This window comes from Puniceibacterium confluentis (genome assembly GCF_007923445.1).
Taxonomy (GTDB): Bacteria; Pseudomonadota; Alphaproteobacteria; order Rhodobacterales; family Rhodobacteraceae; genus Puniceibacterium; species Puniceibacterium confluentis.
On the sequence record NZ_VOJI01000010.1, the window covers coordinates 89,561 to 113,829 of the forward strand.

Genomic DNA, 24,269 nt, shown 5'->3' on the forward strand with positions numbered 1-24,269 from the left:
GCGCCGCGCCTCTGCAATCCTGCCCGGTCAATCAGGCGCCGATGGCCGACCACCGGGTGCGCAGCCGACGGATCTAGTGCATGCGCCCGCCCAGGGGCACATCCCGGTCCGGGCTCAGCAGCACCACCGCGCCATCCGCGTCCGCGACCCCCAGCACCAGAACTTCGGAGCGGACCGGCCCGATCTGGCGCGGAGGAAAGTTCACCACCGCCATCACCCGCCTGCCGATCAGCGTCTCGGGGGTGTAGTGCACCGTGACCTGCGCCGAAGTCTTGCGTTCACCGATCTCGGGGCCAAAGTCGATCCACATCTTGATTGCGGGCTTGCGTGCCTCGGGAAAGGCTTCGGCGCGCACCACCTGGCCCACCCGGATATCGACCTTCAGGAAATCATCAAAGCTGATCTCAGCCATTGGCGAGTTCCCGCGACCGCGCTGTTGCCGCCCGCACCGTTTCCCGGATCAGCCGGGGCAGCCCTTCGGTGTCGTCCATCAGCACCTCCAGCCCGGCCTGTGTGGTGCCGTTGGGGCTGGTCACGTTCCGCCGAAGCTGACCGGGGTCGTCGCCCGCCATTGCCAGCGCGCCGGCGCCTGCCACCGTTGCCCGGGCCAGTTGCAGCGCCAGATCCGCGGACAGCCCCTCGGCCACGCCCGCCGCGGCCAGACATTCGATCAGGTGGAACACATAGGCCGGACCGGACCCGCTCACCCCGGTCACGGCATCCATCTGCCCTTCGTCCTCAAGGCGCACAACCTCGCCCACGGCGCTCAGCAGTGACTCGGCAGCATCCAGGTCGGCGGCGCCTGCATAGCGGTTGCCGATGATCGCGGTGATGCCGCGCCCCACCGCGGCAGGGGTGTTCGGCATCGCCCGGATGATCGGTGTCTTCTCACCCAGCATCCGCTCGTAGGTGGCGATCGGAATCCCGGCGGCCACCGACAGGAACACGGTGTTGCCATTGCCCAGCGCCTGCAAGGACGGCAGGGCATCCGACATCATCTGCGGCTTCACGGCAATCAGAACCACCGCCGGACTGGCGGGCAAATCCTGGTTCAGATGAACCCCCTGTTGCCTCAGCCAGTCCGATGGGTACGGATCGCTGACCCAGACCGACGTGGCCGGCAGCCCCCGGCCAAGCCAGCCTTCAAGCATCGCCGACCCCATCTTGCCGCAGCCAAGCAACACCAGCCCCCGCTTGGCACTCTCTGAGTTCTGCATCTCGGTGTCCTCTGTCCCTGCTCGAGTCAAAAGGAAAAGGACCGGTCGCCCGATCCTTTTCCACGCGCGTTCGGGAGGAAAGCTACGCGCGCCCGTATGCTTCTGCAATGGCGACCTGAAGCGCCTGTTGCGGCGTCTGGTCGGAATAGACCATCAACTGGAACGCCGGGTAGTAGCGTTCTGCGCTCATTACAGCAGCGCTGATCAGCGTGTCGATCTGCTCCGGCGCGGCAACCTGCCCGCCTGCCAGTACCAGACCATAACGGTATACCATCAGCTTCTGTTCCGCCCAGAAGGTGAAGGCGCCCGTCCAACACTGATCATTCACGGAATTCAGGCCCTCGTACAGATCACCCAGCCGTTCATCCGGCGGCTCCATCTCGAAGGTGCAGATCAGGCGCAGGGTTTCGTCGTAACCCGACCATGCAAGAGTGATCGAATAGGTGCGCCACTGTCCCTGAACTGCCATGGCGATCTGGTCGTCCCCCACACGGTCAAAGTCCCAGTCGTGGTGCTCGGCCAGATGTTCGACGATGTCGATGGGGTGAATGTCGTCTTCCAGATACTGCTCGGACAATGCCATGGCGCCACCTCTTTTGTTTTGTGTAGCGCTGGGGCCTGGCAGCGTCCCAAGCGCTAGGTGCCTGCTCAAGGAACTGCGGGGCTATCCGCATCCCTTACCACATATGGTGCCTGTCCTGGGGTGCTCCTGTAAAGCTATATTTTCCCGAAATCCGCAATAAGTTGTGGATGAAACTAGATTCCGATCAATATGCAGGGCATTTTGTCGCGGGCTCATTGGTGAGGCTGCCTGCCCCGAAGGCACGGGCGATGCGTCGCGCAGGGAGCGCCGACCCGCATTGTCAGCGGCAGTGCCATCCCAGCCGGTGCCGCTGGCCGCGCCCTGTGCGCCTGCATCGCCGCCGGTGATTTCCGTCCTGCCCGGGGCCAGCGCCCAGCCGGTCCCGACCGTCCCGAGGCCGACGTCACCAAGGCCGGGCGCGGTCATCGCGTGGATGCCTGGCCAATCCCCTGTGCAGACCGTGGCCGAAACCTCGGGGAGGCCGCAGAGGAGTGTGGCGACCTGATCGCCGTCGCCCTTGACCCCGAACCGCCCCGGCGGGACCGCCGAGGCTCAGCCCGGGCTGGCGTTTGCCTCGCATTCTGCGAAACCGGGCGGCTTGCACGCAGGTGATTTGGCTGTGGCTCGGATCTTCATCGCCCGATGCGGGCGGCCGCCGAGCCATTCTGCTCCGCTCGGACGCACAGCCTGAATGACACCGGGCATGACCTCGGCAGACATGCGGCGCACCGGCGTCCGGGTCAGGGCGGCAGGTTGTGCCCGTTGTCCGGCAGTCGGTGCACTGTGCTTCAGGGTTCGCGGAAAGCTTCGCGCGACTTGTAGAGCGGCTTCAGAAGGTATTGCAGGATGGTCTTTTCACCGGTGTGCAGCTCGACCTGGGCCTGCATGCCCGGACGGATTCGGATCTGCGACTGGCGTTCGGTCAACGACCCGAGATCCACCCGCAACGTCACCTTGTAATGCGGCGCGGCATCGGCGCGTCGTTCGTCCTGAAAGGTATCCGCCGAGATCACGTCTACCTGCCCCTTCAGCGTGCCGTAGATCGTATAGTCATAGGCCGACAGCTTGACCGTCGCTTCCTGACCCGGGCGGATGTTGGCAATGTTTTCGGGGGCGACCTGCGCCTCGACAAACAGCTCTTCGTCCATCGGGATGATCTGCAGGATCTCTTCGCCCGGGCGCACCACGCCGCCGATGGTGGTGACCAACAGGTTGTTGACCACGCCGTGCATCGGACTGACCAGAACGGTACGGCTCAGCTGGTCGGTGCTGGCCTTGAGGTTCTGCTTCAGCGTCGCCAGTTCCTTGAGCGTGTCGGAGTAATCCTGCGCCCGGCCCAGTTCGGCCTGTGTCACCGTCTCGTCATACCGGATACGGGCATCAGCATGGGCTTTGCGGGCGCGGGTCACCTCGATCAGCGCCACCACCTTGTTGGTGAGAAGATCTTCAAGCAACTTGAGCTCCTGCGCCGATTGCTCCAGCACGCGGCGCGCGCCGTCGCGGCGGCTGCTGAAATCGGACACCCGGGCCACGAGCAGCGCCTGCTCCGAGGAAACGATCGTCGGGCTGCGCTCGGCCATCGCCTGCGGCACGGCAAAATCCGTCCGCCCGGCCAGTTCCGCCTCAAGCCGCAGACGACGGATTTCCAGCGCGGTGATCTGGTCGTGCAGGTCATCGACGGACGAACGGAACATCGTGCCCTGAAGCCGTGCCAGCACGTCGCCCTGCCCCACCTCGTCGCCCTCTTTCACCAGCAACTCTGCCAGAATGCCGCCTTCGAGGTTCTGAATGATCTGCGGCCGCGAGGCGCTGATGAACTGGCCGTCGCCGCGGACGATTTCGTCGACCCAGGCATAGGACGCCCAGATGATGAACAGCCAGACCGTCGCGGCACACAGCCAGACGGTCAGAGACGGCCCCCGCATCCGGCGGCCCAGTTGTGCCGAAAGGTCGGTCGACGAAATGGCCATCATGCGCCGCCTTGTCCCGATCCGCGCAGGTGTTCAAGCACCTGATCGCGCGGACCGTCCACCGCCATCCGCCCATGGGCGAGAATCATCGTCCGCGACGCCAGCGCCAGAATCGGCACCCGGTGGGTGGCAATCACCGCGGTGCGGCCCGAAAGCCAGCCCTGCAGCCGCGAGATGAGTGTCTTTTCAAGCGTCTGGTCCAGCGCCGCCGTCGGCTCGTCGAGCAGGCATATATCCGGATCCTGCAACCACAGCCGGGCCCAGCCGATGCTTTGACGCTGGCCCACCGACAACCCTTCGCCGCCATCGCTGATCTCGAGATCCAGACCCTTGGCATGCGCCTTGACGAACTGCCCCAGACCGGCGAAATCCAGCGCCTCGAACAACCGGTCATCGTCGCGTTCCAGCATGTTCAGGTTCAGGTTGTCGCGCAACGAGCCGTGGAACAAGCGCACGTCCTGTCCCAGGTATCCGATACAGCGGCGCAGATCACGGGTGTCGATCTGGCCGATCTCGACGCCGTCGGCCAGCACCCGTCCCGATTGCGGCGCGTAGAGCCCCGACAGCAGCTTCAGCAGGGTCGACTTGCCCGAACCGTTGGCCCCAAGGACCGCGAGGGTCTGACCCGGCTGGATCACCAGCTGCGCCAGATCCAGCACCGGCGGGCCATCCTCCTGATAACGAAAGCCGACGCCCGACAGTTCGTACCGGCCCTGCAACCGCTCGCGGCGCAGATAGGTGCGCGCGGCGCTGCGGTCCTGCGCGGCGTCGACAATGCCGTCCAGCCCGTCCAGCGCGGCGCGCACGTTGCCCCAGCGCGCCATGATTCCCGACAGCTGGGTCAGCGGTGCCAGCGTGCGCGACGTGAGGATACCGGTCGCGATGATCGAGCCCACGGTAAATTCGCCTGCAAACACAAGGTAGGTGCCGGAGATCACCGCCACCACATAGGTTGCCTGCTGCACTCCCTGGCTCCAGAAGGTCAGCAACGCGCCCAAACGGCGTTGTTCGGACGACTTCAGCGCCTGCACCGCTGTCAGCTCGGTCCACAGACGGCGGAACCGGTCCTCGGCGCGCTGCGTCTTGATCGTGTCGATCTCGACCACGGTTTCCTGCAGCAGGCGCGACAGCCTGGCCGAGGCGCCCTGCATTTCACGGGTCAGCCGGATCATCTTCCGCTGCATCGCAAACCCCGGCAGCACCATGAGAATGCCGCCCGCGACCAGAACCCAGACTACACTGCCCGCAATCGACCAGACCAGCGCGAGAAAGACAAAGATGAACGGAATGTCGGCCAGCGCCCCGGCTGTCGAGGCTGTGAAGAACTCGCGCACCGACCCGAATTCCCGCATCGACGAAAACAGCTGGCTGGGCGATCGTCCCGCGATGTCCGAGCGCATGCCCAGCAGGCGGTCCATCAACAGCGACTGAACGCCCATTTCGATCTGCCGCCCGGCCCCGTCCAGCAGCTGACCCCGGGCGATCTTGAGAAACGCCTCCATCAGCAGGGCCATCGCGGCCCCGGCGGCCAGCACCCAAAGCGTGGCCTCGGACTGATGCGGGATCACCCGGTCGTAGACCTGAAGCGAAAACAGCGCCACCGCCACCGCCAGCAGATTGGCCACGAACGAGCCCAGCGCGACCTCGCCGAAGTGACGCGCGAAGCGGCGGAACTGCCCCCAGAACCAGTGCGGCTCGCGCGTGGCGGCAGCGTGGGCAGTGGACAGGGATTGCAGCGGCGCTTCGGCATGCAGCATCGCACCGCTGTAGACCCCGGCGAATTCGCTCAGCGGCACTTCGGCGCGATTGTCCGGCGCGGTGGCGTCGTAGATCGTGAGAACCTCTGCGTCCCGCCCCAGGATCAGCACCGCCTGCCCACTGGTCATCAGCGCCAGCGCCGGCCACGAGGACTGGTTCAGCGGTTGCACAGCCTGTTCCGCCTCCAGCCCCGCCGCGCGCAGACCGGCCAGAAGCGCCTCTGCCGGATAGCTGTCCTGCGGGCCGCTGTGCCGTGTCAGCGCATCCAGGATGTCGGGCGTGCGCGGTTCGACTCCAAGCCGCCGGGCCAGCAAGCGGATCAGGTCGGCGCGGGCGCAGGCGCGTTCCGAATGGCGCGGCGCCCGTCCGGGCAGGTTGGCCGGAACCTGCGGCACCGCCCGCAGGACCGCATCCCGGGCCCGTCCGGCAAGGACAGAGAGGTCCGGTCCGCTCACATCAGTGTCCCGTCCGCCAGAACGCCCCGGATGCGCGCGATCTCGAGCTCCGCCCGCGCGGCGGCAAACCTCAGCTCCAGCGCCCTGTCTGCGGCGCGGGCATAGGTTTCATAGACCCCGACAACATCCATCACCTGCCGCTGGCCACCGTCATACTGCCGTTGGAACAGGTCAAGGTTGGCCCGCGCCTGTGCCCTCAGCGTCTGCGCCTCGGCACCCTGACGCCGCAGCGCCTCCAGCTGACGCTGCTGGCTTTGCAACTTGCGGTCTGACTCTTCGCGCGCCTGCACGACACGGCGGGCGGCCGTTTCGGCGGTCACCTTGAGGGCGTTGAGGGAGGCGACGGTGCCCAGCCCGAACAGCTGATCGGTCTGCACCTGAAGGCCAAGGTTCTGGCCACTGCCGCCGGTGCTGCCGCCGGCGGACAGGCCGGGCAGATGCGCCGCCCGTTCGATCTGCGCCTGCGCCAGCGCCCGCGCCATTTCCGCCCGGGCACGCAGCACGGCGGTGGCCTCCAGCCCGCCGGGGGCGGCGCCAAGCCCGGTCTGGCCGTGCAGATCGCCAAGAGGCCGCGTCGCCATGGCGGCCAGTTCGGCCTGTGCCGTCGTCACCTGTTCCCGGGCTGCCATGCTCCGGGCGCGGATGTCAGCCAGCTTTTGCCGCACCACGTTCAGGTCGGACATGTCCGACACCCCGCCGCGGACCCGCTGGTCCATGACCCATTCGAACTGCGCCATGTCTCCGAGGGAATGATCCAGAAGCGCGGCCGTCTCGCGCCCCTCCTCCATTCGCAGGTACAGCGTCAGCGCCGCGTTGACGCGCGTGTTGCCGTCTTCGGCCAGCGCCACGGCGGCAAGCTCGACCTCGGCCTGGGCCAGATCGCGTTCCGCCTGCTTGCGGCCATTGTCGAACAACACCTGATTGATCACCAGATCCGCCACCAGCTCTCCCAGCGATGTGAGCGAGATCCGCGGCCCGATCGTCGGCAGCCAGTTGCGGGACGCCGCCTCGGCGCGCAGCTGCGCGGCACGAAGCTCGGATTCCGCGACGCGGGCATCCGCAGCCAGCACCGCTTCGGCCACCTGGTCATAGGGGCTTGCGGGCGTCAGGACGGACCGGCGTGCCTGCAGGCGTGCGATGATGTCAGACCCGGCCCCGAACCCTGAATCCGCAGGCCTGCCCGCTGCCAGAGCGGCAGGAGCAGCCGAATACGCGGTGCGTGCGCTGTCGTCTGACAGAAAGCGGGACACCATGCCCGCACGCTGTTCGGCACAGCCCCCGAGCATTGCAACACCTGCAACCATGCTCAGGATCGGTCTGTGGATCTGGTTCATGTTCTCTTTCCCGTGGCCGGTACAATCCGGAGTGACCCTGGCCGGGCCGCGGAATCACCGCGCCCCGGCGGGACACTCTGCTCAGATGACCACGTTGGTGATATCGTCCTCGATCAGAACCGCGCCGTCACCCAGCGAGAAGATGTTGTAGTTCTGCCCCGCTGCGTTGGTCGACGTGCCGGTGAACTGCGCCCCCAGAATGGTCACGGTGTCATCTGCCCCGCCGCTGACCGTGACCGTGTCGGAATTCGAGGACAGCGCCAGAAGCTGGGCCTCGGTGATCGTGAGCTGGCTGTCTTCGGCGAATTGCAGGTCGATGGAGCCGATCTGGAATTGCCCGAGAGTGCTGGCCGCCGACATGTCCACAACCGAGGTCGTGGTGTCGTCGACCACCAGATAGGTGCCGGAACTGTTGCCCGCCGCATCGGTGGCGGTGATCACCAGGTGCGACCCGTCGGGCACGTTGCGCGCAAAGGCGTAACTCGTCTCGCCCAGACTGGGGATGTCGAAGGCCGCGAAATCCACTGCCCGCACTTCGGTGCCGCTACCGCTGCCGACAACATGGCCGATGCTGACCGTGTCGTCGGTCAAGTCGGTCGAGATACCGCGCAGCCCGGTGTGATCGCGGGTGTAGGATTCCACATTGACCGCGTCCGGCGCGAAGGTGTCGACACGGACCGAGGCCGTCAGGTCGCGGGTGTTGCCGGCCGCATCGGTCGCCTCGATCAGCACCGGCGCGTCCAGTTCGCCCGGCGGGATCGCGCTTGGCGGAATGTCGACGCTCCAGTTGCCGCTCGGGTCGACCATCGCGGCGTGGACCATGCCGCCGAAGGTGACACTGACGCTGGACCCGCGTTCGACCATGCCGCTCAGGGTGACGCCCTGTGCCGCCTCGGCGGCGTTGATCACGTTGTCGGCGGTCACCAAATCATCGGCCAGGGTCAACCTGTCGACCAGCGTGTCGACCCGGAAACCTGCCGAGGCGGTGGCGGTGTTGCCCGCGGCATCCGTGGTCGAGACCTGCGCAACGGCGTCGTATTGCCCGGCGGGCACCTCGGATCCGGAAAAGGCCGCGCTCCAGTTCCCCTCGGCATCCACGGTCGCGACGCGTGTGGTGCCCTGAAAGGTCACCGTCACCGAGCCGCCCGGCTCGGTCGTGCCGCCCAGCAGGATCCCATCGGCGGCTTCCGCCCCGTTCACCACATCGTCGCCTTCGACGGGGATGCTGGTGATGGCAAAGTTCGTGACTTCGGTATCCACCCGCACGGAATCTGTCCGTGTCAGGGTGTTGCCCGCCGCATCGGTGATGGTGGCGGTGATCTGCGCCTCGTGGGTGCCGGGCGTGATTTCGCCCGCCGCAAATTCGGCGCGCCAGATGCCCGCGTCATCGGTCGGGACCGTGTGGGTGATCCCGTCCAGCGTCACCTCGACCATCTGGCCGGGGTTCGAGGTGCCGGTCAGCACCACGCCGTCCGACGCCTCGACCGCGTTGATCACGTCGTCCCCCTCGACCGGCGCATCGCTGATCGTCAGCACTCCGGCATCGGTGTCGATCACCACGGCCTGCGTGAGGGTGTCGGTGTTGCCCGCGGCATCGGTGCTGCGGGCCACCAGATCGACCGTGCGTTCCCCCGATGGCAGGTCAGCGGCGGCAAAGGTCGCCGTCCAGCTGCCGTCAGCCGCCACCGTGGCCGGGAGCGACACGCCGTCCAGGACCAGGGTGACCGTGGCCCCGGGCTCTGTCGTGCCGGTCAGGGTCAGGCCCTGTGCCGCCTCGGCTGCGTTGATCACCCCATCGGCACCGCCGGGGGTGCCGGTGATGGCAAAGTCGCGCACCAGCGTGTCGATCGCCACCTCACCCGAGGCGGTCGCCACGTTGCCTGCGGCATCGGTCGAGGTCGCGCTGACCGGCACCGTGGTTTCGCCGGTCGGCACCTGATCGGCGCTGAAAGTCACGGTCCAGCTGCCGTCGGCAGCCACCGTGGCTGGCTGCGTCGTGCTGCCCATGGTGACCATGACCGCAGCCCCCGGTTCCGCCTGCCCGGCCAGTGCCACGCCTTCGGCGCGTTCGGCGGCGTTGACCACCCCGTCGCCACCGGCGTCGGCGGTGTTCAGGCTGATCGCCGTTTCGGTGTCGAGGGCAAAACTGTCGGTGACGCTGGCCTCGTTGCCCGCAGCATCCGTGGCAGTGACGGTGACATCGACGGCCCGGGTGCCTTCGGGCAGATCGGCGGCGGCGATGCTGACACTCCAGTGGCCGTCGGCGGCGACGATGGCGGCATGGGCCACCCCGGCCACATCAACCATCACCAGAGCTCCGGCCTCGGCCTGGCCGGTCAGGACCACCCCGTCCGCCCGTTCGGCGGCGTTGACCGTGCCGTCTCCGCCAGCGGCAGAGGTGTCAACGGTGACGAATGTTTCCGTATCCACATGGAAGGTGCCGCTGGTGGTCGCGATATTGCCCGCTGCCGATACGGCCGTGACATCGGCGGTGATGTCGCTGGTGCCCTCGGGCAGATCCGCCGCGCTCAGTGCGAGGCTCCAGTCGCCGTTGTCGGCCACGGCGGCGCTGTAGCTGACCCCGGCAATGGTGACCGTCACGGCAGAGCCGGAATGCGCGGTGCCGGTGAGGGTCACGCCCGCGCTGCGCTCTGCCGCGTTGACGGTGCCATCGCCGCCCACCGCAGCGGCGTCAAAGGTCACGGCGGACTCGGTATCCACAGAAACTGTGCCTTCGGTGGTGACGGTGTTGCCCGCCGCGTCGGTGGCGGTGACGCTGACTGCGGCGTCATAGGTGCCGGCGGCGATATCGCCTGCGGGCACGCTGAGCGACCAGGTGCCTTCGGCGGTGGCACTGGTGGTATAGGTGTTGCCCTGAAAGGTCACAACCAGAGCCGCGCCCGCATCGGCGGTGCCGGTCAGGATCAGACCGGTCACAGCCTCACCTGCGTTGAGCAGGCCATCGCCACCGGCCAGCCCGGTATCGATGGTTGCCGAGATTTCGGTATCCACGGCAAATGTGTGGCTGGTCGTGCTCACGTTGCCGGCGGTATCGGTGGCCGTGACCTGCGCCGTGGTGGTGTAGGTGCCGGGCGCCAGGTCGCTGCTGGTAAAGACCGCGGCCCAGGTGCCACCCTGGCCGACGACAACCGTTTGCGACACATCGCCAATGGTCACCACAACGCTGGAGCCGACCTGCGCGGTGCCGGTCAGCGTGGTGCCGGACTGGTGTTCGGCCGCATTGATCAGATCGTCGCCGCCCAGCGGCAGATTGGTGATTTCGACATTGCTGACCGTGTCGACGCGAACGTCATGGCTGATGCTGCTGGGGTTCCCGACGGTGTCCACGCTGCTGGCGGTGATCGTGGCGGCATATTCGCCACCTGCGATCGCCCCGGCCGCGATGGCGAGTGTCCAGGTCCCGTCAGCGGCGGTCACCACATCCTGAGAGAAATCGCCAACGGTCACTGTCACCGTGGCCCCGGCAACGCAGGTGCCGGTGATCGCGAACCCGGCGTCGGCCTCGGCACCGCTGATCAGATCGTCGCCGGTCACCGCATCAATGGTCAGCGGGTTGGGAATGGTGTCGATCTCGACGGCATCGGCAATGATGGTGCCGTTGCCAACACCATCGGTCGCGGACACGATGATCTCCTGAGTATATTCGCCCCCGGGAAGCACGCTGTCATCCAGTATCACCGACCAGTGGCCGGTCGCGTCGACCGTGGCTTCGACACTCTGGCTGCCGATTGTGACCTGAACCGAGGCTCCGGGTTCGACGGTGCCGCTCACCTCGACACCGTCGGAATGGTCCAGGGCGTTGAAAACATCGCCGTTGGCCACGGTACCGCTGTCGATCGTCAGATCCGGCGGGGCGGTGTCGATCAACACTTCGGGCCCGAAGAGGTCGGTTGCGGTGCCGTCCGGATCGCTCACGGTGCCTTCGATGACATGGGTGCCGTCCGGCGGGAATGCGTCACCGTCAAAGATCACTTCCCAGGTGCCGTCGTCCGAAGTTGTGGTGGTCTCGGTCTGCTCGCCGATGCTGATTTCGACGCCCGTGCCCGGCCCGGCAGTGCCAGAAACCACGATTTCCGGTGTGTCGGCGCCGGTGATCACCAGCCCGTCGCCGGGAATTTCGATCGTCGGAACGACACCGGTCGGGGTCTCGTCCGGTGTCCCGTCGGTTTCGTCCGGCGTTCCGTCGGTCTCGTCGGGAGACTGGTCAGTCCCATCGGTTTCGCCCGTGGGGCCATCCGGCAGGTCAACGCCTTCACCCGACTGGTCCGGCTGGCTTTCGCCGCCGTTGCCGTTGCCGCTGGGTGCATTGCCGTCACCGCCGCCCTCGCCCGTGGCAGAGCCGCCGTCAACCGCATGCTCTTCGCCATTGCCGCCGTCCGAACCGCTGTCGCCCAGCAGGGATGTTCCGATCAGCGCGGCGCCAACCGCCGCGCCGCCGACTCCGGCGGTGCCCAACAGGCCCGGCCCGAGAAGACCGGCGGCCAGCATGCTCACATCTTCCTCTTCTTCGCCAGCCGCTGCGATCACCTCGGGGCGATCCACAAAGATCAGCGCGTCGGAAGGGCTCCACTTGCCCCAGGCTTCCGCCGGGCCGTACTGGGCAAACAGCACCCCACCTTCGGCGGCGACAAAGCTGACCTCGCTGATATTGCTGTTCGTGCTCAGGAACAGACGGTTGTCCTCTGCGCCACCGAAATAATCCTCGATGACGATCACCCGGCCATCCGCCAGCGTGATCAAAAGATCGTCGCCTGCCCTGTCGTAACCACGCAGGTCCGCAGGACTCAGGTTGAGGGAAATTTCGTTACCGGAACCCGCCGGGATCACAAATCCCTGATCGTCGCCGCCAACAGAACCAAAATTCGTTTTGCCCGCACTTGTGCGCACAACGAAATCAATCGCAATCATGATACCACCGCTCTACCTACTGACAGCTTTTTTACGACGTGCTGCCTTGATGTTGTGGTGCGTTCTTACCTCAATTTGGCCACAATCGCTAGCAGATTTGGCACCGCAGAGTGCGTTTCCCGCGTATGTTGTGCCCTGAAATCACAGTGCAACTGGCAGTTTCTACAGGTCGGTTGCGAAGGTGACGGCACACCCCTTCAGGGCGGCCTCCTGCGCGGCAAGTCCCATGCGGACCGCGGCGCAGCCGTCCGCCAGAGTGACCTCGGGCCGCGCCGCCCCGCGCACCACTGCCAGAAACCGCTGATGCTGGTAAAATGTCGAACCATTGTGGTCGCCGGCAGCCAGCAACGCCGGATCGACGGGAATGTCGATCACCTGGGGGCCCTTGGGCACGCGCGGGCTGACGATCAGCCGGGGCACCGGCGGCGCGCCGAGATCTGCAGGCCAGAACCGGCCCGGTCCGGGCACCAGCGCCTCGATCTTGCCCAGGGGGCCGACGGCGCTGACCTCTTCCTGATAGCGGCTGCCCTCGGCGAACATGCACAGCTCCAGCATGGCGCGGGCACCATTGGCAAAATCGACGATGACATAGCCGTGGTCCCAGACATCCGGCACCTCGCCGTCATAATCTTCATCCCGGTGATTGACCGCCTGGTCGGCACTGGCCGTCACCCGCACCGGCTCTGACCGCATCACCAGCCGCATGAGATCAAAAAAGTGGCAGCATTTCTCGACGAGGGTGCCGCCGGTGTTGCGGTTGAACCGGTTCCAGGCGCCGACCTTGTGCAGAAACGGAAAGCGGTGTTCGCGGATGGACAGCATCTGCACCCCGCCGGTCACCGCCTGCGCCCGTTCGACCAGCGCGGCGATGGGCGGCATGTACCGGTATTCCATCGCCACCCAGACCGGCGCGGGATAGGTTTCCAGCAGGTGGCGCACCCGGGCGGCGTCATCCGTGGTGGTGTACAGCGGCTTCTCCACCAGCACCGGCAACGGCCGGGTCGCGGCGATCTGTTCCATTTGCGCCACATGCAGATGGTTGGGTGACACGATCACCAGCGCGTCCAGATCCGGCTCTGCCAGCAGCGCCGCAACCGTCGGCACGCGCCGCGCCGCCGGGGCCAGAGCCAGCGCGGCGGCGGCCATGGCCTCGTCCGGCTCAAATATCGCCGCGACCCGGGTGCCGTCGAGCAGGGCGATGTTGCGCAGATGCTCCTGCCCCATCATGCCGCAGCCGATTATGCCGTAGTTGATCGTCTTCATCTGTCAGCCCTTACGCCAGACGCGCCACATAGCGCGCCACTGTTGTGTCTATCCAGTTGCGCGACACCTCGGCGCGCGCGCCGTCCTGTCCCCAGCTGATCCGTTCGACCATCACGCAGGGCGTGCCGGGGCGCGGCCCAAAGTTTCGGGGTGCCCAGTCCGGCACCTGACCCAGACCAACCCGGTCCTCGGCCCGGGTGATCCACAGGCCCAGCGCCTCGCGGTAATAGAGGTACAGCGATTCCGACATCTCGGCCGGATCCAGCCGGTCGGCATAACCGCCGTCCAGCCAGATCTCCTCGAGCACGGCGGGAACCTTGTTCAGGCTGCGCAGGCGACGGATCCGGTGACCTTCGCCCGACACGCCGAATGTCGGCAGGTCGGCATCCTTGGCGGCGCGCGTCACGCTCAGAAGGTCTGCCCGGGGCAGTCCGCCCCCCTCGAGCAGTTCGACGCGGAAGAAGGCATAGACCGACTTGGCGTCAGGTTTGGCGCGCACGTAATTGCCCGACCCCTGCACACGTTCGAGCAGGCCCTTGTCCGTCAGATCCGCCAGGGCCTTGCGCAGCGTGCCGACCGAGGTGCCAAGCTGCGCCGCCATCTCGCGCTCGGGGGGCAGACGTTCGCCGTTGACCAACCTTCCGGCGCTGATCTCGCGGATCAGCATCTCGCTCAGTTGCACATAGAGCGGCAGGGCATGGCGGTCGGCAGTCACGTCCTCGGGCATCCCAAAGGAAAATTGATACACTATTGATCTACACATTCCGCAGTGCTACGCAAGAAGAAAGCTTGCCGCCGGAGACACGCCCCGATGTCCATCGTGCCCATCACGTCGCCCGATCTAGACGCTGCCGAAGTGTCGTGGTTCGCGGCCCTCTGTTCGGACGACTACGCCTATCTGGGGGTGCCCGACGGCGCACTGCGGTCCAGTTGGCAACATTGCTCGGACATCGTGAAAGAGGCCGAGGCGCAGGGGTTTCGCAACATCCTGTGTCCGTCGTCCTATCAGGTGGGACAGGACACCCTGTCCTTTGTTGCCGGCTGCGCGCCGCTGACCGACAGGATCAACATGCTGGCAGCGGTGCGTTGCGGCGAGATGCAGCCGATCATGCTGGCCCGCACCATTGCGACGCTGGATCACATGCTGCAGGGGCGTCTCACCGTCAACATCATCTCGTCCGACTTCCCCGGTCAGAAGGAAGCCTCGCCCTTCCGCTACCAACGCTCGCGCGAAGTGGTCGAGATCCTGAAACAGGCATGGAACCGGGACGAGATCACTTATCAGGGCGAGGTCTACAACTTTCAGGGCCTGACCACCGACCCGGCTAAACCCTATCAGTCCGGCGGTCCGCTGCTGTATTTCGGCGGCTATTCCCCGGATGCGCTGGAGCTGTGCGGACAGCACTGCGATGTCTATCTCATGTGGCCGGAAACCCGCGAGGCGCTGGCCCAGCGTATGAAGGATGTGCACGCGGTTGCCGCCCGGTACGACCGCACGCTGGACTATGGTCTGCGGGTTCATGTCATCGTGCGCGACACCGAGGCCGAGGCACGCGAATACGCCCGGCACCTGGTCAGCCAGCTTGACGACGACACAGGCAAGACAATCCGCGACCGGGCGCTGGATGCCACGTCGCTGGGGGTATCGCATCAGGCCCGCAACCGCGACCTGGCGGATATGGAAGGCTTTATCGAGCCGCACTTGTGGACCGGCATCGGCCGGGCACGGTCGGGTTGCGGTGCCGCGCTGGTCGGATCGACCGACCAGGTGCTGTCGGAACTGGAAAACTATCAGAAAATGGGCATCCGGGCCTTCATCCTGTCGGGCTATCCGCATATTGATGAGTGCCGACACTTCGGCACCCGCGTGCTGCCCAAGTTGAAAACCTGCTCGCTGCCCCAGGCCTATGGCCGAGTGCCCGCGACGCCGCCGATGACGCCCCTGGGCGCAGGAGAAAGACGCTGATGGACCGCGTAGCACTCAGCAATGACGTCACCCTCAGCCGCCTGATCTATGGCATGTGGCGGCTCGGTGATGACGACGACCACGGCCCGCAGCATGTGCGCGCCAAGATCGACGCCTGCCTTGATCAGGGCATCACCACGATGGACCAGGCCGACATCTATGGCGGCTACATGGCCGAAGAGATCCTGGGCAACGCACTGACGCCCGCCCTGCGCGAGCGGATCGAGATCGTCACCAAATGTGACATCATCGCCCCGGTCGGCCGCCACGCCGGCGCCCGTGTCAAACACTATGACACCAGCCGCGCACATATCTTCGGCGCGGTCGATCAGTCGCTGCGGCTGATGAAAACCGACTACATCGACGTGCTGCTGATCCATCGCCCCGATCCGTTGATGAACCACGACGAAACCGGCGCCGCGCTGGACGCGCTTGTCGCCGCCGGCAAGGTCCGCGCCGTGGGGGTCTCGAACTTCCGGCCCTGGGATTGGACCCTGCTGCAATCGGCGATGAAGACGCCGCTTGCCACCAACCAGATCGAGATTTCGCTGCTGGAACACGGTGCGCTGACCAATGGCGACATCGCCTTTCTGCAGGAACGGCGGATCCCGCCGATGGCCTGGTCGCCACTTGGCGGTGGATCGCTTTTCTTCGACACCCAGCATGCGGCGCTCCTGAGTGCGCTCAAGGCGGTCGGCGCCGATCACGGCACCGACGAGACCGCCGCCGCCATTGCCTGGTTGCTGGCGCATCCGGCGCGCATCATGCCGGTTCTCGGAACCAACAATCTGGACCGCATCGCCCGCATCGGCGATGCTGCCAAGATCGACATGGATCGGGAGACCTGGTTTGAACTTTACACCCACGCCCTTGGCGAAGAAGTGCCCTGAGTGACCGCACAGCCGCTCAGTTTTGACCCGGCGGTCGGGGACACCCGCGCCTTTCGCGAGGCACTGGGCCGGTTCGGCACCGGTGTCACCATCGTGACCTGCGCCACCCCCGACGGACCTCTGGGCATCACCGCCAACAGCTTTGCCAGCGTGTCGCTCGACCCGCCACTGGTGTTATGGGCGCCGGCCAAATCCTCGTCGCGGTATCCGTTTTACGCCGCCGCCGAGCACTTTGCGATCCATGTGATCGGTGCCGACCAGGTCGACCACTGCAAGGGGTTTGCCCGCACCGGCGATGCGTTTCACGCCTTTGAATGGCGCGAAAACGTCCACGGCGTGCCGTTGCTCACCGGCTGCCTGGCCTGCTTTGAATGCGAGAAATCCGCCGAACATGACGGCGGCGACCACACCATCATCGTGGCGCGTGTGACGCGCGTGACCACGCGGCCCGGCGCCCCACTGCTGTTTTACGGCGGCGCCTTCGGGGGGTTTGTACCAGCGTCATAATTCGCCCCACCAAAAAACAATCAGGGGGCGTCAAGGGAGGAGGAGGCCGATGGCCATACTGCTGGGGATCCTGCGCCCCCTGCAAGCGCTGCTGGACCATGTGCTCCGGCTGGGGCGCGCGCTGGCGATTGTGGCGATTGCACTGATGGTGGCCTGCATCCTGCTGCAGGTGTTCATGCGTTACGTGCTGAACAATGCCCTGCCCTGGCCGGAAGAAGCGGCGCGCTTTCTCATGCTCTGGATGACCGGGCTCATCGCCCCTTCGGCCTACCGGCGCGGCGGGTTTGTCGCGATTGACATGCTGGCGGCGTTTCTGCCCCGTGGCCTCGGCGCCGCGCTGTCGCTGGCGCTGTTGCTGTTGTCGGGCGCCGTGCTGGTGCTCGGGCTGCAACTGGGCCTCAAACATGTGACCTCGGGCTGGCTGTTCGCGTCGTCCTCGCTGCGGGTGCCGATGGAATGGATTGGCATGAAGGGCTTCAAGATCAAACTCGCCTGGATGTACCTGTCGCTCTACACCGGGATGATCCTGCTGCTGGCGGTGAATGTGGAACTGGTCCTGCGGTCGCTGATCGCAATGCTGGGGCACGAAAACCGCCTGCGTCCGATGATGGACGCGGAACTGAGGGTCGAATAGATGCTGGTCTGGTTCCTTCCCCTGTTCCTGCTGTTCCTGATGCTCGGGCTGCCGGTGTTCTTCGGCATGCTCGCAGCACCCGGCATCCTGCTGATGCTGAACGGGCAGGAACGGGACCTGTCGCTGCTGTACCGCAATGTCTACAACGGCATGGACAGCTTTCCGCTGATGGCCATCCCGTTCTTCATGCTGGCCGGAGAACTGATGAACCGTGGCGGCATCACCATGCGGCTGGTCGAGTTTTCGCAGGCAATGATGGGCCATTTCCGCGGCGGTCTGGCACACGTCAACGTGCTGTCCTCGATGCTGTTCGCCGGGCTGTCGGGTTCGGCCGTGGCCGATACCTCGGCGTTGGGCTCGATGCTGATCCCGGCGATGGAGCGCGAGGGCTATACCCGCCGCTTTGCCGCCGCGATCACCGCCGCGTCCTCGGTCATCGGCCCGATCATCCCGCCTTCGGGCATCATGATCATCTACGCCTATGTCATGGGCGAATCCGTGGCCGCACTGTTTCTGGCCGGCATCGTGCCCGGCATCCTCGTCGGCCTGGGCCTGATGGCGATGGTCAAGGTGATGGCCGACCGCTACGATTTTCCCGCCTCACGCGCCAAGGCGAGCTGGCCGGAACGCGGGCAGGCCAGCCTCAGGGCCTTCTTTCCGCTGCTCACCCCGGTGATCATTCTGGGCGGTATCCTTGGCGGTGTCTTCACCCCGACCGAGGCCGCCGCCGTCGCCGTCGCCTATGCGATCCTGATCGGCATGTTCGTTCTGAAGACGCTGAGACTGCGCGATCTGCCGGATGTTCTGAGCCGGGCGGCGATGACCTCGGCGGTGGTGCTGCTGCTGGTCGGGGCGGCGATGGCGTTCAAGACGGTGGTGAGCCTCAGCCACGCGCCGGAGCAGCTTGCCGCGTTCATTCTGGCGCTGTCGGAAAATCCGCTGGTGCTGCTGTTCCTGATCAACCTGCTGCTGTTTGTGGTCGGCATGTTTCTGGATGCCGGCCCGGCGATCATCATCCTCGGGCCGATCCTGGGGCCGATCTTTGTCAGCCTTGGCATTGATCCGGTGCATTTTGCCATCATCATGTCGGTGAACCTGACCGTGGGCTTGGCCACACCGCCAATGGGACTCGTGTTGTTCGTGGCAAGCTCGGTCTCGGGCGAACGGGTCGAGTCGATTGCCCGCGCCATCCTGCCCTTTCTCGCCGTCGAGGTGGTGGTGATTTTCCTCATCACCTTCGTTCCGGCCCTGTCGATGACGATCCCGCGACTTGCGGGCTTTGTCCAATAACCACAGGCGGGGCAAACCCCGCCATGCGCAACATCCATCTGGGAGAGAGATATGTTCAAAAATCTGACCAAAGCAGCGCTTGCCGCCGCCCTTCTTGGCGGTTCGACGATCAGCGCCGCGGCACAGGACTTCACCATCCGCGCCACGGCAAACTCCAACGAGAATGACGAGGATTACGACGGCCTTGTCGTCTTCAAGAACTACGTCGAGGCGGCCTCGAACGGCGCCATCGCTGTGGAACTGTTCATCGGCACGCAGCTGTGTTCCGGCGGCGCGGAATGCCTGCAGGGGGTGGCAGACGGGTCGATCGACGTTTTCGTGACCACCTCTGGCGGCGCGGCGGGCATATTCCCGTATGTTCAGGTGCTGGACCTGCCGTATCTCATGTCAGGCGACCGGATCGCCGAACACGTGCTGTCCGGCGATTTCACCCGCACCATGCGCGACATGGCGCTGGCGTCCTCGGGGGATGCGATCCGCATCATGACCATCGGCAACACCGGCGGCTGGCGCAATTTTGCCAACACCCAGCGCCGCGTGACCAAGCCCGAGGATCTCAAAGGTCTGAAAATCCGCACCGTGGTCGCCGACCTGCCGCAGGAACTGGTCAAGGCGCTTGGGGCCTCACCGACGCCGATTTCCTGGCCCGAGCTGTTCACCTCGTTGCAGACCGGCGTGGTCGAGGGGTCGAAGAACGGCATCACCGACATCATGAACATGAAGTTCCCCGAAGCCGGGCTGCAGTATCTGACGCTGGACGGACATGCCTACATGGGCGCGATCTGGGTGATGAACAACGAAAAGTTCCTCGGCATGCCCGAGGATCTGCGCCGCGTCGTGGTGGACGGCTTTGCCGAGTTGCAGCAGGCAACCTTTGCCAGCCCCAAGCGCAAGTCGATCCAGGCCTACGAGGATTTTGTCGCCGGCGGCGGTGATCTCTATGTGCCCTCGCCAGAAGAAAAAGAGGCGTTCCGCGTGGCGGCTGAACCGGTCTACGCCTGGTTCCAGGAAAACGTCGAAGGCGGTCCCGAGATCTTTGAGGCGCTGACCACTGCCGTCACCAAGGCCAAAGCAGAGCTTGACGCAGGTTATGCCAGCGACCTGAACTGATCCCGCCCACACAGTTGGCCCAGACCGCCGCATCCGTGCCGCGGTCTGTTGTCCTGTGTCCGCCCGGCCCGAGGCTGCGGGGCGCAACCGGCACCCGAAAATGCGGGTGTCGGGCAGACCTCATCGACCTGTCACAAATCCCCTACAAAATCGTCACACACTCCGACTACCCCGGCGACACCGAAGTCCTCAGGAGTCTCAGATGACACGCATTCTTTTGGCCGGCGTTGCCAGCATCGCCCTCGCCGTCCCGGCATTCGCCCAGACCACCATTGCCCAGGTCGATGATCCCTGGTTCACCGCCGCGCAGGACACGATTGCTGCGCATCTGGCCAACCAGCCCAACACCCGGCGTGCCAAGAACGTCATCCTGTTCACCGGCGACGGCAACGGTGTGGGCACCAATTACGCCATCCGCCTGTTCGAAGGGCAGATGCAGGGCGGCACTGGTGACGACTTTGTCCAGCCGCACGAAGCCTTTCCCAACTCGGCGCTGGTCAAGACCTATACCACCAACGGCCAGACACCGGACTCTGCCCCCACCGCCTCGGCGATGAACTCCGGCGTCAAGTCCAAGAACACCATGATCAACGTCTCTGACGCCGTCGCGGTGAATGACTGCGCCAACATGAAGGGTCACGAACTGACCACCTTTGCCGAGATCGTCTCGGACATGGGCAAGTCGGTCGGCGTGATTTCCACCGCGCGCCTGACCCATGCCACCCCGGCCGCCGTCTACGCCAAGACCGTGAACCGCAACTGGGAGGACAACACCGCCGTCCCCGAGGACTGCACCAATCAGGAAGACATCGCGGCGCAGTTGATCGCCGCCATGAAGACCGGCACCATTGATTTCGCCATGGGTGGCGGACGCCGTCACTTTATCGGTGAGGACGTAACCGATGCCGAGGGCAAGCCCGGCAAGCGCACCGATGGTCGCAACCTCGTGGCCGAAGCCCAGGAACTCGGCGCCCAGTACGCCCAGACCGAAGAAGAGTTCCTCGCCCTCAGCACGGCGGGCAGCAACGCCCCGATCCTCGGCCTGTTCGAGCCGTCGCACATGCTCTACGAATTCGACCGCACCGGCGAGCCGTCACTGGCACAGATGACTGAAGCGGCGATCAACACGCTGTCGTCCAATGACGAAGGCTTCTATCTCTCGATCGAAGCCGGGCGTATCGACCACGCCAACCACGACGGCAACCTGCACCGCGTCCTGATGGACGGCGTCGCCTTCAACGAAGCGATCCGCAAGGCGATCGAGATGACCGATGGCGAGGACACGCTGATCATCGTGACCGCAGACCACGAACACGCGATCGCCTTCAACGGCTATTGCGGCCGCGGATCGTCGATCACCGGCCTGTGCATGGACATCAATGACAACGGCATGATGCACACGGGCGAACCTTTGCTGGGCGATGACGGCAAACCCTATACGGTTGCCGGCTATCTCAACGGCGCCGGCTCGGTGCTGATCGAACAGGCCGACGGCACCTATTCCGGGGCCCGCCCCGATGTGACGGACGCCGAAGCGGTTGACCCGGACTACCTGCAGCAGGCGCTGATCCCGATGTCATCCGAAACCCACTCGGGCGAAGACGTGGCGCTGTTCGCACAGGGCCCCTGGGCGCATCTGTTCAATGGCGTGATCGAGCAGAACGTGATCTTTCACGTGATGAACCACGCCGTCACCGCCGAATAATCCCGGCGGACATTCCGCAAACCGGGCCGCCCGTCGGCCCGGTTTCACCTATCGCCCCCCTCTGCCAGGTCCCGATCCCGGACCACCCCGTTGGAGACCGCTGCCATGCACCGCCGCACGCTCTTGACCACGCTCGCCGCCACGACCCTGTTCCCCCATGGACCGCTGGCGGCGCAATCCGACGTTGTCAGAATGCGCGACCTCTACAACAAGGACTTTTCCTTCTCCGACCTCGCCCTTGGCCACGCGGGCCAGCGGATCACCGTTTCCGGCTTCATGGCGCCGCCGCTCAAGGCCGAGTCGTCGTTTTTCGTGCTGACCAAACGCCCGATGGCGGTCTGTCCGTTCTGTGAACCCGGCACCACCTGGCCGCGCGACATCCTGGCGATCTATGCCCGCCGCACGGTGGATGTGATCCCGTTCAACCTGTCGATCCACGTCACCGGCACATTGGAGCTGGGGGATTACACCGATCCCGAACTGGGCTTCTACTCGGCCGTGCGCATCCGCGCCGCGACCTATGCGCGGGCCTGATCCGATGGCCGCTCTGCCTCTTGCCCTGCGCAACGTCACGGTCACCGCCGCGTCGGGACGCGGGTTGCTGAACATCCCGGACTACACATTGCCTGCGGGCCAGAGCCTCGCCATCCTCGGGCCTTCCGGCGCGGGCAAGTCCACCCTGCTGCATGTGCTGTCCGGCCTGCGGCGCGTATCCACGGGCAGCGTGCACTGGGGCGCTACGGACCTTGCCACACTGACCGAAACCCGGCTGAGCGCCTTTCGCCGTCGCCACATCGGCCAGATCTTTCAGGACTTCCTGCTGTTTGACGAGATGAGCGCGCTGGAAAACGCCGCCGTCGCCCGCCAGTTCGCCCCCGGTCCCGAGCGCGCGGAAATCCTGCGACGTGCGGTACAGAGCCTGACCTCGCTTGGTCTGGATCCGCAAGAGACCCGCCGCGCCACGACATATTCCGGCGGCGAACGCCAGCGCATCGCCGTCGCCCGCGCCCTGGCGCAGGGGCCGGATGTGTTGCTGGCGGACGAACCCACCGCCAGTCTCGACCGCACCAGTGCCGAGCGTCTGACCGACGACCTGCTGGCGGCGGCGCAACGCACCGGACTCAGCCTGATCTGCGTCACCCATGACCCCGCTCTGGCCACCCGGCTGGACCGGACCCTGCGTCTGGCTCACGGCGCACCGGAGATGTCCCATGCTGCCTGACCTCTGGTCTTCCCTGCCCAATGACGCGCAGGACGCAGGCGTTCTGGCGATGCTGCTGCTGCCCGGTGTCCTGATCGCGGTCTGGAACCTGCACGGCATTGCGCCCGGCGCGCTGACCCGGTCGATGCTGCGGCGCTACCTGCCGGTCAATCTGGTCTTTACCGGGCTTGTCACGCTGTCGGTGGCGCTGGGGGTCGGGCTGATCGCACAAGAGCGCGGCTTGCGTCAGGGCAGCGCCCGGGCCGCCGACCGGTTCGACCTGATCGTGACCGCCCCGGGCTCCGAAGTGACCGCGATGCTGACGGCGGTCTATCTGCAGCCCAATGACATGCCGCTGCTCGGCGGCGCGCAATATGCCGAAATCGCGCAGGCCGAAGGGGTGGACTTTGCAGCGCCACTGGCCTTTGGCGACAGCTGGCAAGGCCACCCCGTGGTCGGCACCACCGCCGAATTCATCACCCATCTGGCAGGCGGAAACATGACCGGACGCATGTTCGCTGCCCACGAAGAAGCTGTCGTCGGCGCACTTGTACCGCTCGGCATCGGTGACGCGGCCGTGCCGGGCCACGGGATGGCCGACCTGGCGGACGCAGAAGAGGCGGCGCACAACCACCACGATCTGCGCTACCGGGTCACCGGCAAGCTGCCCGCGACCGGCAGCCCCTGGGACCGCGCCATCCTGGTTCCGGTGGAAACCGTCTGGGAACTGCATGGTCTGGCCAACGGTCACACCGCAGAGACCGCCCAACAGATCGGGGGGCCGTTCGCGCCCGAAGCCTTTCCCGGCACTCCCGCCATTCTGGTCAAGCCGGAACAGCTGTTTCAGGCCTATGCCCTGCGCACGCAGTTCTCGCGCGGCGACATGATGGCCTTCTTTCCCGGTGCCGTTCTCAGCCGCCTGCACGGTCTGGCCGGTGACGTGCGCCAGGCGATGTCGCTGCTCACATTGGTCAGCCAGATCCTTGTCGCGGTGGCGATCCTGGCCGGGCTGATCCTGATCACCCGGCTGTTTGCCCGCAACCTGGCCGTGCTGCGGGCGCTGGGGGCCGCGCCGCGGTTCCTGCTGGCGGTGATCTGGAGTTATGCCGCCACGCTGCTGACCCTCGGCACCGTGCTCGGTCTGGGTCTGGGCATCGGCGCGGCGGCGGTGCTGTCGCGCATCCTGACAGCCCGCACCTCGATCCACATCAGCGCCGCGCCGGGCTGGGCCGAACTGCACCTCGCGGCGGCCTTCCTCAGCCTGTCGCTGATCTGCGCCCTGCTGCCGGGACTGCTGGCAATGCTGCGCCCGCCGCTGACGGACCTGCGCGGCTAAGATCCGGGCGCACCACCGACCCGGCGACGTCCCGGGCCGAACGGAGCGTCGTCGCAGCGCCCCCTATACAAGTCGCCCAAGAACCATTAGGGACCGACCCTTGCCCGGGCGCTGTCCGGAC

The 24,269-nt window shown here is 65.7% G+C and carries 19 protein-coding genes; 10 read left to right on the plus strand and 9 right to left on the minus strand.

Annotation, left to right across the window (positions count from 1 at the left end; translation table 11 throughout):
* Positions 1-73 precede the first annotated feature (73 nt).
* The 9 genes from FOY53_RS12840 to FOY53_RS12880 all read right to left on the minus strand — a co-directional run bounded on the left by FOY53_RS12840 (position 74) and on the right by FOY53_RS12880 (position 14,236).
* The gene (locus FOY53_RS12840; protein WP_146589443.1) at positions 74-412 is read right to left on the minus strand and encodes a tRNA-binding protein; all 339 of its coding nucleotides are present in this window, start codon (positions 410-412) and stop codon (positions 74-76) included.
* Positions 405-1,217, minus strand: a complete 813-nt coding sequence (proC, locus tag FOY53_RS12845; RefSeq protein WP_146589445.1) for a pyrroline-5-carboxylate reductase — start codon at positions 1,215-1,217, stop codon at positions 405-407. Before proC ends, FOY53_RS12840 begins: the two co-directional genes overlap by 8 nt.
* An 82-nt stretch (positions 1,218-1,299) precedes the next feature.
* The gene (locus tag FOY53_RS12850; protein WP_146589447.1) at positions 1,300-1,800 is read right to left on the minus strand and encodes a type III secretion system chaperone family protein; all 501 of its coding nucleotides are present in this window, start codon (positions 1,798-1,800) and stop codon (positions 1,300-1,302) included.
* 788 nt (positions 1,801-2,588) lie between these two features.
* Positions 2,589-3,773, minus strand: coding sequence for a beta-barrel domain-containing protein (locus FOY53_RS12855; protein ID WP_146589449.1), 1,185 nt, complete (start codon positions 3,771-3,773; stop codon positions 2,589-2,591).
* Positions 3,770-5,923, minus strand: a complete 2,154-nt coding sequence (locus FOY53_RS12860; RefSeq protein WP_439332541.1) for an ATP-binding cassette domain-containing protein — start codon at positions 5,921-5,923, stop codon at positions 3,770-3,772. The genes FOY53_RS12855 and FOY53_RS12860 overlap by 4 nt, the downstream gene beginning before the upstream one ends.
* Before the next feature lie 56 nt (positions 5,924-5,979).
* Positions 5,980-7,317, minus strand: coding sequence for a TolC family protein (locus FOY53_RS12865; RefSeq protein WP_146589453.1), 1,338 nt, complete (start codon positions 7,315-7,317; stop codon positions 5,980-5,982).
* 81 nt (positions 7,318-7,398) lie between these two features.
* Positions 7,399-12,246: an Ig-like domain-containing protein gene (locus FOY53_RS12870; protein ID WP_146589455.1), complete on the minus strand. Its 4,848-nt coding sequence runs from the start codon at positions 12,244-12,246 to the stop codon at positions 7,399-7,401.
* Positions 12,247-12,408: 162 nt separating this feature from the next.
* The gene (locus FOY53_RS12875) at positions 12,409-13,509 is read right to left on the minus strand and encodes a Gfo/Idh/MocA family protein (RefSeq protein WP_146589457.1); all 1,101 of its coding nucleotides are present in this window, start codon (positions 13,507-13,509) and stop codon (positions 12,409-12,411) included.
* Positions 13,510-13,519: 10 nt separating this feature from the next.
* Positions 13,520-14,236 carry a GntR family transcriptional regulator gene (locus tag FOY53_RS12880; RefSeq protein ID WP_146589621.1) on the minus strand — a complete coding sequence of 239 codons (717 nt, stop codon included), beginning with the start codon at positions 14,234-14,236 and terminating at the stop codon, positions 13,520-13,522.
* A gap of 84 nt (positions 14,237-14,320) precedes the next feature.
* On the opposite strand from FOY53_RS12880, the gene FOY53_RS12885 reads away from it, so the two are divergent.
* The 10 genes from FOY53_RS12885 to FOY53_RS12930 all read left to right on the plus strand — a co-directional run bounded on the left by FOY53_RS12885 (position 14,321) and on the right by FOY53_RS12930 (position 24,148).
* Positions 14,321-15,475, plus strand: a complete 1,155-nt coding sequence (locus FOY53_RS12885) for an LLM class flavin-dependent oxidoreductase (protein ID WP_146589459.1) — start codon at positions 14,321-14,323, stop codon at positions 15,473-15,475.
* Entirely contained in the window at positions 15,475-16,365 is an 891-nt protein-coding gene (locus FOY53_RS12890) for an aldo/keto reductase (RefSeq protein ID WP_146589461.1), read from the plus strand. Before FOY53_RS12885 ends, FOY53_RS12890 begins: the two co-directional genes overlap by 1 nt.
* Complete coding sequence (locus FOY53_RS12895) at positions 16,366-16,872, plus strand: flavin reductase family protein (protein WP_146589463.1); 507 nt, start codon at positions 16,366-16,368, stop codon at positions 16,870-16,872.
* A gap of 49 nt (positions 16,873-16,921) precedes the next feature.
* The gene (locus tag FOY53_RS12900; protein ID WP_146589465.1) at positions 16,922-17,506 is read left to right on the plus strand and encodes a TRAP transporter small permease; all 585 of its coding nucleotides are present in this window, start codon (positions 16,922-16,924) and stop codon (positions 17,504-17,506) included.
* Positions 17,507-18,796, plus strand: a complete 1,290-nt coding sequence (locus FOY53_RS12905; RefSeq protein ID WP_146589467.1) for a TRAP transporter large permease — start codon at positions 17,507-17,509, stop codon at positions 18,794-18,796. It begins immediately after the preceding gene.
* A gap of 51 nt (positions 18,797-18,847) precedes the next feature.
* Positions 18,848-19,906 (plus strand): TRAP transporter substrate-binding protein, encoded by a 1,059-nt coding sequence (locus tag FOY53_RS12910; protein WP_146589469.1) that lies wholly within the window; start codon positions 18,848-18,850, stop codon positions 19,904-19,906.
* A gap of 202 nt (positions 19,907-20,108) precedes the next feature.
* Complete coding sequence (locus FOY53_RS12915) at positions 20,109-21,611, plus strand: alkaline phosphatase (RefSeq protein ID WP_146589471.1); 1,503 nt, start codon at positions 20,109-20,111, stop codon at positions 21,609-21,611.
* A 123-nt stretch (positions 21,612-21,734) separates the two neighbouring features.
* A complete protein-coding gene (locus tag FOY53_RS12920; RefSeq protein WP_342784263.1) occupies positions 21,735-22,145 on the plus strand; it encodes a hypothetical protein in 411 nt (136 codons plus the stop codon).
* A 4-nt stretch (positions 22,146-22,149) separates the two neighbouring features.
* Positions 22,150-22,833 carry an ABC transporter ATP-binding protein gene (locus FOY53_RS12925; protein ID WP_146589475.1) on the plus strand — a complete coding sequence of 228 codons (684 nt, stop codon included), beginning with the start codon at positions 22,150-22,152 and terminating at the stop codon, positions 22,831-22,833.
* Complete coding sequence (locus tag FOY53_RS12930) at positions 22,823-24,148, plus strand: ABC transporter permease family protein (RefSeq protein WP_246107384.1); 1,326 nt, start codon at positions 22,823-22,825, stop codon at positions 24,146-24,148. The genes FOY53_RS12925 and FOY53_RS12930 overlap by 11 nt, the downstream gene beginning before the upstream one ends.
* Positions 24,149-24,269: the final 121 nt, after the last annotated feature.

Coding starts and splice junctions, on each gene's coding strand:
- FOY53_RS12915 (WP_146589471.1), top strand. CDS start 20,109: ATGACACGCATTCTTTTGGCCGGCGTTGCCAGCATCGCCCTCGCCGTC.
- FOY53_RS12930 (WP_246107384.1), top strand. CDS start 22,823: ATGCTGCCTGACCTCTGGTCTTCCCTGCCCAATGACGCGCAGGACGCA.
- FOY53_RS12865 (WP_146589453.1), bottom strand. CDS start 7,317: ATGAACCAGATCCACAGACCGATCCTGAGCATGGTTGCAGGTGTTGCA.
- FOY53_RS12925 (WP_146589475.1), top strand. CDS start 22,150: ATGGCCGCTCTGCCTCTTGCCCTGCGCAACGTCACGGTCACCGCCGCG.
- FOY53_RS12850 (WP_146589447.1), bottom strand. CDS start 1,800: ATGGCATTGTCCGAGCAGTATCTGGAAGACGACATTCACCCCATCGAC.
- proC (WP_146589445.1), bottom strand. CDS start 1,217: ATGCAGAACTCAGAGAGTGCCAAGCGGGGGCTGGTGTTGCTTGGCTGC.
- FOY53_RS12910 (WP_146589469.1), top strand. CDS start 18,848: ATGTTCAAAAATCTGACCAAAGCAGCGCTTGCCGCCGCCCTTCTTGGC.
- FOY53_RS12885 (WP_146589459.1), top strand. CDS start 14,321: ATGTCCATCGTGCCCATCACGTCGCCCGATCTAGACGCTGCCGAAGTG.
- FOY53_RS12855 (WP_146589449.1), bottom strand. CDS start 3,773: ATGATGGCCATTTCGTCGACCGACCTTTCGGCACAACTGGGCCGCCGG.
- FOY53_RS12840 (WP_146589443.1), bottom strand. CDS start 412: ATGGCTGAGATCAGCTTTGATGATTTCCTGAAGGTCGATATCCGGGTG.
- FOY53_RS12875 (WP_146589457.1), bottom strand. CDS start 13,509: ATGAAGACGATCAACTACGGCATAATCGGCTGCGGCATGATGGGGCAG.
- FOY53_RS12900 (WP_146589465.1), top strand. CDS start 16,922: ATGGCCATACTGCTGGGGATCCTGCGCCCCCTGCAAGCGCTGCTGGAC.
- FOY53_RS12880 (WP_146589621.1), bottom strand. CDS start 14,236: ATGCCCGAGGACGTGACTGCCGACCGCCATGCCCTGCCGCTCTATGTG.
- FOY53_RS12870 (WP_146589455.1), bottom strand. CDS start 12,246: ATGATTGCGATTGATTTCGTTGTGCGCACAAGTGCGGGCAAAACGAAT.
- FOY53_RS12890 (WP_146589461.1), top strand. CDS start 15,475: ATGGACCGCGTAGCACTCAGCAATGACGTCACCCTCAGCCGCCTGATC.
- FOY53_RS12905 (WP_146589467.1), top strand. CDS start 17,507: ATGCTGGTCTGGTTCCTTCCCCTGTTCCTGCTGTTCCTGATGCTCGGG.